This is a genomic window from Bradyrhizobium cosmicum (assembly GCF_032290525.1).
In the GTDB taxonomy this organism is placed as follows: Bacteria; Pseudomonadota; Alphaproteobacteria; order Rhizobiales; family Xanthobacteraceae; genus Bradyrhizobium; species Bradyrhizobium cosmicum_A.
The window spans coordinates 21724-36042 of sequence record NZ_JASXTA010000016.1 but is presented as its reverse complement, the minus strand read 5'-3'; the positions used below and the strand labels follow the sequence as shown (position 1 = coordinate 36042).

Annotated in this window: 16 protein-coding genes and 1 tRNA gene; 5 read left to right on the top strand and 12 right to left on the bottom strand. The window is 63.8% G+C overall.

What is annotated here, in order from left to right; genetic code table 11:
- Window position 1 precedes the first annotated feature (1 nt).
- The 12 genes from nuoF to QSV46_RS26215 form a co-directional block, all read right to left on the bottom strand.
- A complete protein-coding gene (nuoF, locus tag QSV46_RS26270; RefSeq protein ID WP_314958279.1) occupies window positions 2-1327 on the bottom strand; it encodes an NADH-quinone oxidoreductase subunit NuoF in 1326 nt (441 codons plus the stop codon).
- Window positions 1328-1342: 15 nt separating this feature from the next.
- Window positions 1343-1549, bottom strand: a complete 207-nt coding sequence (locus tag QSV46_RS26265) for a hypothetical protein (RefSeq protein ID WP_314958277.1) — start codon at window positions 1547-1549, stop codon at window positions 1343-1345.
- Window positions 1549-2160, bottom strand: coding sequence for an NADH-quinone oxidoreductase subunit NuoE (gene nuoE / locus QSV46_RS26260; RefSeq protein ID WP_314958275.1), 612 nt, complete (start codon window positions 2158-2160; stop codon window positions 1549-1551). The genes QSV46_RS26265 and nuoE overlap by 1 nt, the downstream gene beginning before the upstream one ends.
- Before the next feature lie 12 nt (window positions 2161-2172).
- Window positions 2173-3135 (bottom strand): FkbM family methyltransferase, encoded by a 963-nt coding sequence (locus QSV46_RS26255; RefSeq protein WP_314958273.1) that lies wholly within the window; start codon window positions 3133-3135, stop codon window positions 2173-2175.
- Entirely contained in the window at window positions 3135-4331 is a 1197-nt protein-coding gene (locus tag QSV46_RS26250; RefSeq protein WP_314958271.1) for an NADH-quinone oxidoreductase subunit D, read from the bottom strand. Before QSV46_RS26250 ends, QSV46_RS26255 begins: the two co-directional genes overlap by 1 nt.
- A gap of 2 nt (window positions 4332-4333) precedes the next feature.
- On the bottom strand, window positions 4334-4945 hold the full coding sequence (locus tag QSV46_RS26245) for an NADH-quinone oxidoreductase subunit C (protein WP_314958269.1): 612 nt from the start codon (window positions 4943-4945) through the stop codon (window positions 4334-4336).
- Window positions 4946-4956: 11 nt separating this feature from the next.
- Window positions 4957-5544: an NADH-quinone oxidoreductase subunit B family protein gene (locus tag QSV46_RS26240; protein ID WP_314958268.1), complete on the bottom strand. Its 588-nt coding sequence runs from the start codon at window positions 5542-5544 to the stop codon at window positions 4957-4959.
- Window positions 5535-5900: an NADH-quinone oxidoreductase subunit A gene (locus QSV46_RS26235; RefSeq protein ID WP_314958267.1), complete on the bottom strand. Its 366-nt coding sequence runs from the start codon at window positions 5898-5900 to the stop codon at window positions 5535-5537. Before QSV46_RS26235 ends, QSV46_RS26240 begins: the two co-directional genes overlap by 10 nt.
- 261 nt (window positions 5901-6161) lie before the next feature.
- Window positions 6162-6380, bottom strand: a complete 219-nt coding sequence (locus QSV46_RS26230) for a hypothetical protein (RefSeq protein ID WP_314958266.1) — start codon at window positions 6378-6380, stop codon at window positions 6162-6164.
- Window positions 6377-7513 (bottom strand): PepSY-associated TM helix domain-containing protein, encoded by a 1137-nt coding sequence (locus QSV46_RS26225; RefSeq protein ID WP_314958265.1) that lies wholly within the window; start codon window positions 7511-7513, stop codon window positions 6377-6379. The genes QSV46_RS26230 and QSV46_RS26225 overlap by 4 nt, the downstream gene beginning before the upstream one ends.
- A gap of 22 nt (window positions 7514-7535) precedes the next feature.
- Window positions 7536-9797, bottom strand: coding sequence for a TonB-dependent siderophore receptor (locus QSV46_RS26220; RefSeq protein WP_314958263.1), 2262 nt, complete (start codon window positions 9795-9797; stop codon window positions 7536-7538).
- A 174-nt stretch (window positions 9798-9971) separates the two neighbouring features.
- Window positions 9972-10487 carry a MarR family winged helix-turn-helix transcriptional regulator gene (locus tag QSV46_RS26215; protein ID WP_314958261.1) on the bottom strand — a complete coding sequence of 172 codons (516 nt, stop codon included), beginning with the start codon at window positions 10485-10487 and terminating at the stop codon, window positions 9972-9974.
- A 178-nt stretch (window positions 10488-10665) separates the two neighbouring features.
- Between QSV46_RS26215 and QSV46_RS26210 the strand changes: the two genes are divergently transcribed.
- The 5 genes from QSV46_RS26210 to QSV46_RS26190 all read left to right on the top strand — a co-directional run bounded on the left by QSV46_RS26210 (window position 10666) and on the right by QSV46_RS26190 (window position 14282).
- A complete protein-coding gene (locus tag QSV46_RS26210) occupies window positions 10666-11856 on the top strand; it encodes an aromatic ring-hydroxylating dioxygenase subunit alpha (protein ID WP_314958260.1) in 1191 nt (396 codons plus the stop codon).
- Window positions 11857-11915: 59 nt separating this feature from the next.
- Window positions 11916-13295, top strand: a complete 1380-nt coding sequence (locus QSV46_RS26205; protein WP_314958258.1) for an MFS transporter — start codon at window positions 11916-11918, stop codon at window positions 13293-13295.
- Window positions 13296-13338: 43 nt separating this feature from the next.
- Window positions 13339-13542: a hypothetical protein gene (locus QSV46_RS26200; protein ID WP_314958257.1), complete on the top strand. Its 204-nt coding sequence runs from the start codon at window positions 13339-13341 to the stop codon at window positions 13540-13542.
- Between the two features lie 160 nt (window positions 13543-13702).
- Window positions 13703-13779 (top strand) — tRNA-Asp (locus QSV46_RS26195).
- Between the two features lie 353 nt (window positions 13780-14132).
- Complete coding sequence (locus QSV46_RS26190) at window positions 14133-14282, top strand: hypothetical protein (RefSeq protein WP_314958255.1); 150 nt, start codon at window positions 14133-14135, stop codon at window positions 14280-14282.
- Window positions 14283-14319 lie beyond the last annotated feature (37 nt).

The following is a 14319-nucleotide window of genomic DNA, read 5'->3' as shown; positions in this document are numbered from 1 at the left end:
CCTACTCCGCCGCGACCATGTTCACGGGATCGCGGACGCCGATATCGTCGATGTCGGCCTGGTGCGAATACTGGTCGATGCGCGCTTCGATCTCGTGACGGAAATGCGCGATCAAGCCCTGGATCGGCCAGGCGGCGGCGTCGCCCAGCGCGCAGATGGTGTGGCCTTCGACCTGCTTGGTGACTTCCAGCAGCATGTCGATCTCGCGCTTGTGGGCGCGGCCTTCCGCCATGCGGGTCAAGACGCGCCACATCCAGCCGGTGCCCTCGCGGCACGGCGTGCACTGGCCGCAGCTCTCATGCTTGTAGAAGTACGAGATGCGGGCGATGGCGCGGATCAAATCGGTCGACTTGTCCATCACGATCACGGCCGCGGTGCCGAGACCCGAGCGCAGCTTGCTCAGGCTGTCGAAATCCATCGGCGTGTCGATGATCTGCTCGGCCGGCACCATGCGCACCGACGAGCCGCCGGGGATCACGGCCTTGAGATTGTCCCAGCCGCCGCGAATGCCGCCGCAATGCTTGTCGATCAGCTCACGGAACGGAATGCCCATGGCCTCTTCGACGTTGCAGGGCCGCTCGACATGGCCGGAGATGCAGAACAGCTTGGTGCCGACATTGTTCGGACGGCCGATGCCGGCGAACCAGGCCGCGCCGCGGCGCAGGATATCCGGCGCCACCGCGATCGACTCGACGTTATTGACAGTCGTCGGGCAGCCGTAGAGGCCGACATTCGCCGGGAACGGCGGCTTCAGCCGCGGCTGGCCCTTCTTGCCTTCGAGGCTCTCGAGCAGCGCGGTCTCCTCGCCGCAGATATAGGCGCCGGCGCCGTGCGCGACATAGATGTCGAACGGCCAGCCGTTGACGTTGTCCTTGCCGACCAGCTTGGCCTCATAGGCCTGGTCGATCGCGGCCTGGAGATGCTCGCGCTCGCGGATGAACTCGCCGCGGACATAGATGTAGCAGGCATGTGCGTTCATCGCGCAGCTGGCGATCAGGCAGCCCTCGATCAAGAGATGCGGATCGTGCCGCATGATCTCGCGATCCTTGCAGGTGCCGGGCTCGGATTCATCGGCATTGACGACGAGATAGCTCGGCCGGCCGTCGGTCGATTCCTTCGGCATGAACGACCATTTCAGGCCGGTCGGGAAGCCGGCGCCGCCGCGGCCGCGCAGGCCCGATGCCTTCATCTCGTTGATGATCCAGTCGCGGCCCTTGTCGATGATGGTCTTAGTGCCATCCCAGGCGCCGCGGCGCCGCGCGCCCTCGAGCCCCCAATCGTGGAGGCCGTAGAGGTTCTTGAAGATGCGGTCCTTGTCCTCGAGCATATCAGTGCTTTCCGATCAACGAATGGACTGCTTGTAGGCAAGTCCGGCGGCGCAGACGGCGAAGGTCAGCGCCCAGAGCAGGCTGGATTCCAGCGACGCGTTCAGGCCGAAACGCTGCAGCAGGAAAATGAATGTGGCCGCCACGGCGGCGTGCATCGCGATGAAGCTCCACTTCTTCATGGCAGCACGTCCCTCCATTGCCGGCGGCGAGAGATCGCCCATCAGGTGATCTCCTTCAGCGTGGTCGGTCCGCCCGTCGGCGCCGAGAACTGGCGGCCGTTCTGCGGACCGGGCTTGGGCGGATTGCCCGAAGCGAAACCGTCGAGCACCTTGCCGAAGCTTTCCTTGGTCAGGTCCTCATAGGTGTCCTTGCCGATCAGCACCATCGGCGCGTTCACGCAGGCGCCCAGGCACTCCACCTCTTCCCAGCTGAAATTGCCGTCCTTGGACAGATGGAAGGGCTCGTGGTGGATGCGGTGCTCGCAGACGTGGATCAGATCCTCGGCGCCGCGCAGGCGGCACGGCGTGGTGCCGCAGACCTGGACGTGGGCCTTCTTGCCGACCGGTGCGAGCTGGAACATCGTGTAGAAGGTCGCAACTTCGAGCACGCGGATATAGGGCATGTCGAGCAAGTCGGCGACGACGCGGATCGCGGCTTCCGAGACCCAGCCGTCGTGCTGTTCCTGGACGCGCCAGAGGATGGCGATGACGGCGGAGGCTTGCCGGCCGGCCGGATATTTCGCGATCTGCTGCTTGGCGAACGCGAGATTCTCCTCCGTGAACGCAAAGCTCGCGGGCTGGACTTCCTTCGGTGCTAATCGGCGGACGGACATCTCTTCAATCTCTCACTGCATGCGGCGCGCGGTTTTCGCATTCAGGGCATCGATCCTGTCCTGCCAGAATGCGCTTGCGGTGCCGAAAACGTTGTAGCCGACGTGGGTCGAGACCTTGATGCGGTCGAGGATCGACAGCTCGGTCACCGTCTCCATACGCTTCGTGCCGGGATCGTAGACGATCAGCTTCAGCGGGGTCTGTTCGAGGATGTAGCGCGACACCGCGTGGCTGCGGTCGCTGCCGTGCTCCTCGCACATGACGACGCTGTCGGCCTGAAGCAGCCGCGCGCCGCCCTTGATCGCCTCGATCTCGACGCCTTCGACGTCGAGCTTGATCAGGTACTTGCCGGTGCTGGCGACCTTGCCGTCGTCGATGAGGTTATCGAGCGCGATGACAGGCACATCCTCGCCGCCCGCCGACGGACCGCCGGCGATGCTGAAGGCCTCGTGTTTGGTGCCGGACAGCCGCGCGGTGCCGCGGGCCGCGCCGATCGCGCATTTCAGGATCTCGAAGCGGTCGCCGTTGACGCGGGCGTTGTTGGCGAGCTTCGGGTAGTTCTGCCGCGACGGCTCGATCGCGATCGCTTTGTGGGCGCCGAACGGCTTGCTCGAGACCAGCACCGACCAGTAGCCGTAATTGGCGCCGCAATCGAGCAGCGTGTAGTCGACATCGACGGAGTCGGCGAACAGCAGCTCGAGCTCGTCCTCGTAATTGTAGGAGCGGTTGAGCAGCTTGCTCCAATAGCCGTCGCCGTAAGGGAATTCGAACACGGCGTCGGGATTGAGCTTGATCGCGATGTTGCGCTCGGGCAGCGTTTTCCGCAGCAGATTGGCGCAGGCGATGTAGCCCATATGCGAGAAGTGCGAGGAGATCTTCGATCCCGTCACCAGCGCCAAGGCAGCCGTCCGCTCCCACAGATTGGCCCCTTCAAGGGCCCCCGAGGCACGGTCAAACTGGATTGGCGCCTGCGCCATCACCGATCGACCTCTCCGAACACGATGTCGAGCGAACCCAGGATCGCCGAGACGTCGGCGAGCAGATGGCCGCGGCAGATGTGGTCCATCGCCTGCAGATGCGCAAAGCCCGGCGCGCGGATCTTGCACTTGTACGGCTTATTGGTGCCGTCGGAGATCAGATAGACGCCGAACTCGCCCTTCGGCGCCTCGACCGCGGCGTAGACTTCGCCGGCGGGCACGTGGACGCCCTCGGTATAGAGCTTGAAGTGGTGGATCAGCGCTTCCATCGAGCGCTTCATCTCGCCGCGGCGCGGCGGCGCGACCTTGTTGTCCTCGACGACCACGGGGCCCTTGCCATCGGCTGCGTTCAGCTTCTGGATGCACTGCTTCATGATGCGCACGGACTGGCGCATCTCTTCCATGCGGATCAGGTAGCGGTCGTAGCAGTCGCCGTTCTTGCCGATCGGAATGTCGAAATCCATCTCGGCGTAGCACTCATAGGGCTGCGACTTGCGCAAATCCCAAGCCGCGCCCGAACCGCGCACCATCACGCCCGAAAAGCCCCACTCCCAGGCTTCCTTCAGAGACACCACGCCGATGTCAACGTTGCGCTGCTTGAAGATGCGATTGGCGGTGAGCAGGCGATCGAGATCTTCGACCACCTTCAGGAACGGATCGCACCAGGCCTCGATGTCGTCGACCAGCTTCTGCGGCAGGTCCTGATGCACGCCGCCGACGCGGAAGTAGGCCGCATGCATGCGGCTGCCCGAGGCGCGCTCGTAGAACACCATCAGCTTCTCGCGCTCTTCGAAACCCCACAGCGGCGGGGTGAGCGCGCCGACGTCCATCGCCTGCGTGGTGACGTTGAGAAGATGCGAGAGAATGCGGCCGATCTCGCAATAAAGGATGCGGATGAGCTGGCCGCGGCGCGGCACCTCGATGCCGAGCAGCTTTTCGGCGGCCAGGCAGAAGGCATGCTCCTGGTTCATCGGCGCGACGTAGTCGAGCCGGTCGAAATACGGGATCGCCTGCAGATAGGTCTTCTGCTCGATCAGCTTCTCGGTGCCGCGGTGAAGCAGTCCGATATGGGGATCGACACGCGCGACGACCTCGCCATCAAGCTCCAGCACCAGACGCAGCACGCCGTGCGCGGCCGGATGCTGCGGGCCGAAATTGATGGTGAAATTGCGAAGCTGTTCGGGTTGCTCGTTCATGATCAGACCTTCGGCCCCGCCTTCTCATCGCCAGGCAGCGGATAGTCCGCCCCCTCCCATGGCGAGAGGAAATCGAACTTGCGGAATTCCTGGTTGAGCCGGACGGGCTCGTACACCACCCGCTTCTCCTGGTCGTCGTAGCGGACCTCGACGAAACCGGTGGTCGGGAAATCCTTGCGCAGCGGATGGCCCTCGAAACCATAGTCGGTGAGGATGCGGCGCATGTCGGGATGACCGACGAAGAACACGCCGTAGAGATCGTAGGCCTCGCGCTCGAACCAGTCCGCGCCGGGGAACACCTCGATCAGCGACGGCACCTGCGTGGTCTCGTCGGCCTGGGCTTTCAGCCGGATCCGCGCGTTCAGGGTCGGGGACAGGAAGTGATAGATCACGTCGAAACGCTTTTCGCGCGAGGGGTAGTCCGCGGCCGTGATGTCGGTGAAGTTGACGAAGCGGCATTTCGGGTCGTCACGGAGGTACTTGACCACCTCGACGATCTTGCTGGCCTCGACATCCACCGTGAGCTGGTTGAAGGCCACCGTGTGACCGATGGCGGCGCCGGGAAGCGCGCTAACGATCGTCTGCCCCAGGGCGTCGAGCTTGGCGTCGTCCATGACGTAAAACCTTAGCGTTCGATGGTGCCGGTGCGGCGGATCTTCTTCTGCAGCAGCAGCACGCCGTAGAGCAGCGCTTCCGCCGTGGGCGGACAGCCCGGCACGTAGATGTCGATCGGCACGATGCGGTCACAGCCGCGCACGACCGAGTAGGAGTAATGATAGTAGCCGCCGCCATTGGCGCAGGAGCCCATCGAGATGACGTAGCGCGGCTCGGGCATCTGGTCGTAGACCTTGCGCAGCGCAGGCGCCATCTTGTTGGTCAATGTCCCCGCGACGATCATCACGTCGGACTGGCGCGGCGAGGCACGCGGAGCGAAGCCGAAGCGCTCGACGTCGTAGCGCGGCATCGACAGCTGCATCATCTCGACCGCGCAGCAGGCGAGACCGAAGGTCATCCACATCAAGGAGCCGGTGCGCGCCCAGGTGATGAGGTCGTCGGTCGCGGCCACGAAGAAGCCCTTGTCGGACAGCTCGGAATTGACCTCGAGGAAGAACGGATCATTGGCGCCGACTGGCCTGCCGGTCGACGGATCAAGGATGCCCTTGGGGGCCGGCGCGACGACCGGACCGGTGGACGTTGCAGGGTTCAATCCCATTCGAGTGCTCCTTTCTTCCATTCATAGGCGAACCCGACGGTCAGCACGCCGAGGAACACCACCATGGACCAGAAGCCGGTCGCGCCAAGCTTGCCGAACGCCACCGCCCAGGGAAACAGAAACGCCACCTCGAGATCGAAGATGATGAAGAGGATGGCGACCAGATAGAAGCGGACGTCGAACTTCATGCGGGCGTCGTCGAAGGCGTTGAAACCGCACTCATACGCCGACAGCTTTTCCGGGTCCGGCTGCTGGAACGCCACGATGAAGGGCGCGATCAGCAGCACGAGGCCGATGATAGCAGCTACCCCTATAAAGACGACGAGAGGAAGATAGTTCTCAAGAATGCCGCTCATTGACGAGCCCTTTTTCCCGCGGCCTCGGGACAGCCACGGATTCGTCCAGTTTGGAATTGTTCTGAGCCTTAGCGCAGTGCACCAATGGGCGCAAGACACGCTCTTTTTAGGCCCTTTCCCGCTCCCGGAACGGTGGAAATTCCGGAATCACCCCGCGCTGGTATGGAGCAGATCAGAAAAGCCAGCAAGGGCGGCCACAGTTTTGCAGGGCAGCCGTGCTGGAGATTGCGGCGCGCGGGCCGGAGCGCGATCCGCCGCGAGTCACCCGGCCAAATGGCTCGGTTTTGTCGTACGGCGGCGCACCCAAACCCAGACAATGACCAGCACCGGGGCCCCGACCGTCACCCAGGCGACATACTGCCCAACCGTTCCCCAGAGCAGCGCGGCGAGCAGGCCGGTGATGGTCGCGGCCGCGAGCAGGACAGGCGCAGCAAAGACACGTATCCACAGGCGCGAGCGGTCGGGGGAGCCATGCATCACGACGGGACCGGGGCTCGTCTGGCGAATGCGTCAGCGCGGGCGGACGTCCGCTTGCGTCGCCGCGCCAGCCAGAGATAGAGCCCGCTGCCGATCACGACGATCGTGAGGACGTCCAGCACGGCCCAGATCACCTTGAGCGGCATTCCGCCGTAATCGCCGAAATGCAGCGGCTGCGAGATCAGGAGCGCCTGGAGATAGAGCGGCAGCGCCCGGCTGTCGGCGACCTCCCCCGTCTCCCCGTCCAGCAGCACCGGCTTGAGCAGCCGCGCCGTCAAAGCGGTGTCGCCGCGCATGAAGGCGGCGAAGTGGTGCGACGAGGAGAACGGCGTCCCCGGAAAGGCGATGAAGGCGACCTCCATGCCCGGCGCCGCCTGCCTCGCGCGCGCCACGACGTCGTCGAGCGAGGCAAGATGCGAGGGCGGCGGCTTACCAGCGTAAGGCGCCACCATGCTGGCGAGCTCGGTCGCCTTCCACTGGTTGAGCATCAGCTCGGCCCAGGTGTTGACGACGCCGGTGAGGCCAACCACCAGCGTCCAGGCCACCGTCACGACGCCGATCAGATTGTGCCAGTCGAGCCAGCGCACGCGGGGTGAGGCGCGGTCGCGAATGGTGGCAAAGCGCAGACGGCGGGTGAACGGCCAGTACAGCACCACGCCGGAGACGATAGCGACGGCGAACAACAGGCCCATCCCGCCCAGAAACAGCTTTCCCGGCTGCCCGGCGAACATGTCGGTGTGAAGCTTGAGCATGATCAACATCGGCCCGATGCCGACCGGCCCGAGCAGCTTGCTCGAGACCGCATCGAAGGCGCGCACGGTGGTGTTGTCGGGGAGCCCGTCGACGGCACTGTTGGTGAAGACGGTGACGATCCCGGGCTCGTCCTTGTCCCAGGAGATATATTGCAGCACGCGGCCGGGATCGGCGGCGAGCGCGGCGTCGGCGACCGCCTGGGTCGTCGCACGCGCCGCGCCCGCATGAGCTTCGGGCTGGGGGGCATAGCCCAGGAGCTCATCGATCTCGTGATGGAAGACCAGCGGCAGGCCGGTCAGGCAGAGCAGCAGCAGGAAGACGGTCGAGATCAGGCTGGCCCAGGTGTGGACCGCGGACCAGAGTCTGACCGTACGCGCCTTCACCAAGCCCTCTCCTCGCCTGTCGTCACCATTTGTAGGAGACGCTGGCGGTGACGCGCCGGCGGTCGCCGTAGAAGCAGGACGTGGCCGACGCGCAGCTCGCGACGTAGATCTTGTCGGTCAGGTTGATGACGTTGATGGCTGTGCGCCAGTTCTGCCATTCGTAGTGAACCGCGAGATCGCCGAGCACGACCGCGGGAACCTCGAGCGTGTTGGCAGTGTCGGCCCAGGACGAGCCGATGTAGCGCACGCCGCCACCGAAGCCGAAGCCCTCAAGCGGTCCGTCCCTGAAGGTGTAGTCCGCCCAGCCAGAGACCAGCAACTCAGGCGTGTTGGTCGGCGTCTTGCCGACCAGGGTCGGGTCGAGGTCCTTGCTGTTGAAGAGGTGATAGGCGGTGAATGCGCCGATCAGCTTCAGCTCCTTGGTGGCATTGGCTACCGCTTCGAGCTCGATGCCGCGTGAGGTCACCTCGCCGGTCTGGTTCTGCAGGACCGGCGTGGAACCCGGCACAGTCGTCGGCACGTTTTGGCGAACCAGATCGAAGGCCGAGACCGTGAAATAGCCGTCAAATCCCTTCGGCGCGACCTTTACGCCGATCTCGGCCTGCTGGCCCGTCTCCGGCAGGAACAGCCGCTTCGTTGTGTCATTGATGCCGATGATCGGATTGTAGCTCGTCGCATAGGAGATGTAAGGCGCAATCCCGTTGTCGAAATTGTAGATCAGGCCCGCGCGACCGCTGAATCTGCTGTCATCGCGGCTGGCGACCGTAGCGCCCGTGTCTCGAGCGGCCTGCGTGGTCTCGACCCAGTCATTGCGTCCGCTCAGCACCAGTGTGAAGTTGCCCAGCTTCATCTGGTCCTGGACATAGGTGCCGGCCTGCTTCTGCGTGAGGAGGAAATTTCGGAATGGATCCCCCGTCAACGGAATATCGCCAACGCCGTAGGTCGGATTGAGGACATTGATCGACGGCACACCAGCGAACACGAACGCCTGATAGTCGTCGATCTGGTAACCCTTCAGGTCGACGCCGAACAGCATCGTGTGCTTCACCGGACCCGTATTGAAGCGATACTCAAGCTGGTTGTCGAGATTGGCCTGATTGGCGGTGTTCTTCGCATACCAATTGTATCGAAACATGTCGCCGGCCGGTTCGTTGGTGTAGCCGCTTCCGACATACCCTCGATATGTGAGGTCGATATGCGCGAAACGGGCATTCTGTCGGAACGTGAGATCGTCGGTGAGATTGCGCTCGAACTGGTAGCCAAGCATCTCCTGCTCGCGCGTGAACTTGTCGACGCCGGGATCGCCAACGAAGAAGCTGGTCGGGATCTTGCCGAACGGTGCGTTGGTCACTGTACCCCTGTAAGGCAGGAAGTTGATGCCGCGGGTGTCCTGCTTCGAGGCCGACGCCAGCACGGTGAATGTCGTGTCTGCGTCCGGCTTCCACGTAAACGACGGTGCGATGAAATAGTTGTTGTCGGAGATGAAGTCGACTTGGGTGCCGCCGTTCTGGACCTGGCCGACGACGCGGTAGAACAGCTTGCCGTCCTGCGGCTGCGTCGCCACGGGACCGCCGACGTCGAAGGCGACATAGGCGTTGCCGAAATTGTTGACGCCGGTCTCGATGTAGCGGATCGGCTCGGCCGGCGGCAGCTTGCTGATGACGTTGACGATGCCGCTCGGGCTCGATCCGCCATAGAGCACCGCCGACGGGCCGCGCAGCACCTCGACCCGCTCCATGTTCGAAGGCTGCAGCTTCCAGCTCGCATAGGATGTGTAGAACAGCTGCATGCCGTCGAGAAATAGCCCGACGTCGTCGGATTTGAAGCCGCGGATCAGCCACCAGTCGTTGCGGGTATCCGCACCGAATGTGCCTGCCCGCACGCCGGCAGTGTAGCGCAGGACCTCGTCGAGCTTGTTCGGCTTCTGGTCGCGGATCTGCTCGGCGCCGATCACCGACACGGACTGCGGCGTCTGCATGATCGGCGTGTTGGTCTTGGTGCCGGACGAGCTGCGGTTGGCAACGTAACCGTTCACCGGACCGCGCGGCGTCTCGACGAAGCCGACATTGCGCTGCGGCTGCGGTCTGCGGCTGGCGGCGCTCTGCACCGACCGCCGCGGCGCGATCCGCGTGGCCGCAGCAGGCGCGCGGCGGCGCGCTTCCGGCGCGATGACGGTCACCGACGGCAGGTTCTGCGCGCCGCTCTGCGCAGACGATTGTGCGAGCGATGCCTGCGGCACCAATACCAAAGCGGACGCGGTCGCCAATACGGCTGACCGCAGCATACCAAGACTGTTCAACGCGCACCCCAAAGCTGCATGTTTGTTACGTCATGCCGTCGTTCCCCCAACGGCATGCGTTTGCGGTGACGCTTAAGTGAGCGCGTGCGAATTCCCTAATTGAAAACTTCTTAGAAAGATTCTTAGAAGCAATCCAATATTCCGGAGATTGCTGCGAGATCAGCGCGGAACTTTCTCCGCCTCCAACATTTCGGCGGCCGTTGCCGTGAGCTGATCGATCTGGACAAGTAGCGTTTCGAATTCTTCCTGGCTCAGATGCTCCAGCAGACGGCGATTGCGCTCTTGCGCGCCAGCGACAATGGCATCGTGGGCGGCAAGGCCCGCCGCGGTCAGGGAGACCAGCACCTCGCGGCTGTCCTTCGGGTTCGCCGATTTCACGATCAGCTTGCGCGAGACGAGTTCCGCGAGCGCGCGGCTGATCTGTCCCTTGTCCTGGCCGACGGCCTCGGCGAGCCGCGCCACGCTCATCGGCGGCCGTCGGCCGAGCGAGGCGACAAGACCGAACTCGACCGAGTTCAGTCCGGCGAGGCGCTTGTAGCGCAGGATGGCGCCGCGCTTGAGCAGGTTGGCGAGCACCATCAGCCGCGACGACAGCATCATGGTGATCGGCGCCGGCGAGTGGCTTTCGTCCGCATCGGGCGACGCGTGCCCGTCCCTGCTCGATGTCTGGCTCATGGTCCACCTCTGCCAAGAAAGCCGGGGCATGCCAAGTCTGGTAGCGCAACCTCCCCACTTGATCCGAATGCGACTAAGACGCATTGGGAATCGTTGACAATGTCATCGATCTACCTTTGACTGAACCAACACGCGAAGATGACCGGCCATCCAAGGCCAGCGGCGCGGGAGGAACAGCATGACCATGACCCCGCGGGATTGCGATCTCGGCACTGGCTATGCGATGAAGCCGGCGCAGACGCGCACCGAGCTCACCTCGGTCGTGCGCGGCACGCCGATGGGTGAATTGCTACGCCGCTACTGGCATCCGGTCGGGCTCGCCAGCGATGCAACCGACACCCCTAAGAAGGTGCGCGCGCTGGCTGAGGACCTCATCCTGTTCCGCGACAAGCACGGCCGCGCCGGTCTCCTGCACGCGCGCTGCTGCCATCGCGGCACCACGCTCTATTACGGCAAGGTCGAGGACGACGGCATACGCTGCTGCTATCACGGCTGGAAGTTCGACGCCGAGGGGCACTGCCTGGAGCAGCCCTGCGAGCCCGACGGCGGCCAGTTCAAGGACAAGGTGCGCCAGCCCTGGTATCCGATCGAGGAGCGCTATGGGCTGATCTTCGCCTATATGGGCCCCGCCGGGAAACGCCCGGTGCTGCCGGCTTACGAGTGCCTGGAAAACATGGACGACGGCGAGTTCGTCGAGGCCGACGATTCCTCGATCGGCGGCGGCGGGCCGGCGGTCATCCCCTGCAACTGGCTCCAGCATTTCGAGAACGTGGTCGATCCCTATCACGTGCCGGTGCTGCACGGCTCGTTCTCGGGACCGCAATTCACTGACATGATGGCCTCGATGCCTGAGGTGAAGTTCGACAAGACGCCGCGCGGCATCGCCGTGCGCTCGATCCGCAAGCAGGACGACGGCCGTGTGTTTTACCGCGTCACCGAAGCCGCCCTCCCCACTTTGCGGGTCGTGCCCAACCCGCGCGTGGCGCAGTTCGCGCGTGTGGAGTCGATCGGCTGGACGCTGCCGATCGACGACACCTCGTTCCGCATCTACGTCGCCGGTCGCGTCAAGAATTCAGGCGACATCGGCCGGATGCGCTCGAAATTCAACGGAAAATTCTGGTGGGACATGACGGAGGCCGAGCACCAGCAATTCCCGGGGGATTACGAGGCCCAGGTCGGCCAGGGTCCGCAGACCATCCACTCCGAGGAGCATTTCGGCCAGAGCGACCGCGGCGTCCTGATGATCCGGCGCATGCTCAGCGAGCAGCTGGAAGCGATGGAAGCCGATCGCGACCCGATCGGCGTGTCGTTCGATGCAAGTGCAGCGCCGGTCGAATTCGAAGCGGGGAATTACATCCGCGAAGGCTGACCTGCCAGCCCGAATAGGCTGGACCGACAACGATAACAAAGACAAGTTGGGGGGATGCGATGGTCGATGTGACGTCACAGATGTCGGCGAAAACGACTGCGGCGGAAAAGCCCTCGGCACGGCGCTATTACGTGCTGGGCCTGCTCACCATCATCTACGCCCTGAACTTCCTCGACCGCACGATCTTCAACGTCCTGATCGAGCCGATCAAGAAGGAGTTTGCCCTCAGCGACACCATGATGGGCCTGCTCGCGGGCTTCGGCTTCGCGCTGTTCTATTCCCTGCTCGGCATTCCCATCGCGCGCGTCGCCGACCGGCTCAACCGGCGCAACATCGTGGCCGCAGCCTTTGCGTTCTGGAGCGCAATGACGGCGCTGTGCGGCGCTGCCTCGAGCGTGACCTCGCTGGCGCTGGCGCGCATCGGCGTCGGCATCGGCGAATCCGCGGGTTCCCCGGCCTCGCAGTCGATCGTCGCCGATCTCTTCGCCAAGAACGAGCGTCCGCGCGCGCTCGGCATTTACGCCATCGGCACCTATCTCGGAGTTTTCCTCGGCTATTTCGTCGGCGGCTACGTCAACCAGCACTATGGCTGGCGGATGGCGTTCTACGTCGCGGGCCTGCCCGGCATCCTGCTCGCATTGGTGCTGTGGCTGACGATCTCGGAGCCGAAGCGCGGCGCGATGCAGGAGGCCTTCGTGCCCGAGCCGCTCGGGCCGACGCTGCGCTTCCTCGCCTCGCAGCAGAGCTTCGTCATCGTGCTGATCGGCTTCTGCCTGACCACCTACACCAACTACGCGACTGCCGCCTGGATTCCGCCATTCCTCGCCCGTGTGCACCATCTGTCGAGCGCCGAGATCGGCACCTATGCCGGCACCTTCAAAGGGCTCGCCGGCATGGCCGGCACCCTGCTCGGCGGTTTCGTGGTGGCGCAAGTGAGCCGCCGCGACGACCGCTGGAAGCTGTGGGCGCCGGCGATCACCTCAGGGCTGGCCGGCCCGGTGTTCGCACTATGCATGCTGACGCAGGATTTTTCGATGATGGTGGCGATGCTGGCGCTGACCTCGTTCCTGGTCGGCTTCCATCTCGGTCCGATCTTCGCGATCGCGCAGACGGTGGCAAAGCCGAGCATGCGGGCGCTCGCCTCAGCGCTGATCGCACTCACCGCGACCTGCTTCGGCCAGGGCGTCGGCCCGCTCGCGGTCGGCATGGTCAACGACGCCCTGAAGGGCGCTTACGGCGCCGATGCCGTGCGCTACTCCCTGCTCTCGGCGGCGGTCACGACCACGCTGGGTGCCCTGCTGTTCGTCTGGGCGGCCCGTTCGATCCGGGGCGATATCGGCAGGGCGGCGTTCGCCGCCAGCCCGGCGAAACCAAGCGCGCGCATTAATGAAACCATTTTGCGGAACCCGCGAAACCATCCGGAAACAGATGGTCCTTAAGACGTGAGCCATAGACGGCGGCGAAGCCCGTCGGGAGGCTCATATGAACCACTCAATTCACTCTGCTGATCGTGCGACCCACCTGAAGATCGTGGTGGTGGCGCTGGTGGCCGGCATCGCAGTGGCCGGCTTCGGGATCGCAGCCCGCACCAATGCCGATTACAGCCAGACCGCCCAGTCCACCCATGTCATCAAGGCCGGCAAGCCGGTGGTCGTGACGAGCGCGGGCATATCGGAGATCCGTTGAGGCGGTCCTCGTCCAGGCTGACCAATGGCCGCCTCCGGGCGGCCTTTTCGTTTTCCAGAGCAATGCTTAGCCGAGATATCCCCGCGAAGCGCAACGTCCTTGACTTCACCCAGCCCCGCCTTTAAGTCCCCCCTCGTTCCGCGCGCGATCAGCGAACCACGCGGGAGTAGCTCAGTTGGTTAGAGCGCCGGCCTGTCACGCCGGAGGTCGCGGGTTCGAGCCCCGTCTCTCGCGCCATTTAGTGGCACAAAATCAATCACTTGATCCAGACAGATTTGAGCCCGTTAGCTTCAGGATGTCAGGATGGCCGGCGCCTGACACTTTTGGCCCGGGTTCGTTCGCGCTTGTTGCGATTCCGCCAGGGAGTGCCACCGCGCTGCACGCGTTAAAATTCATTCGTAAGGTCAGGCCCCTACCGGGCGGACCAATCGGCAGATACACAGCCTGATACACACTTTGAATGGCTGATTTGTTCTCTGTACGTTCACGTGCCATAAAGGGTATTGGCCTCGGGAGTGGCCTAGTTTGATCTTTGGAACCGAGAGTTGATTGTCAGAGTTCTCTCTCGGGGCGGACAGGGAGAACATCCCATGTGGACGCTGCTGGCACTGGCTGGAACCATGCTGATGATGATCGTCATCACGCTCGGTCTCTTTAAAGCCGCTGGTCTGAAGCGAGTGGAAGATTTGATCCCCGCGCCCGGTAAGACGAATGAAGGGGACCGACTCCACGACAAATAAGGCCCCTCACGTGATTTGCGACGGAGACATCACGGAG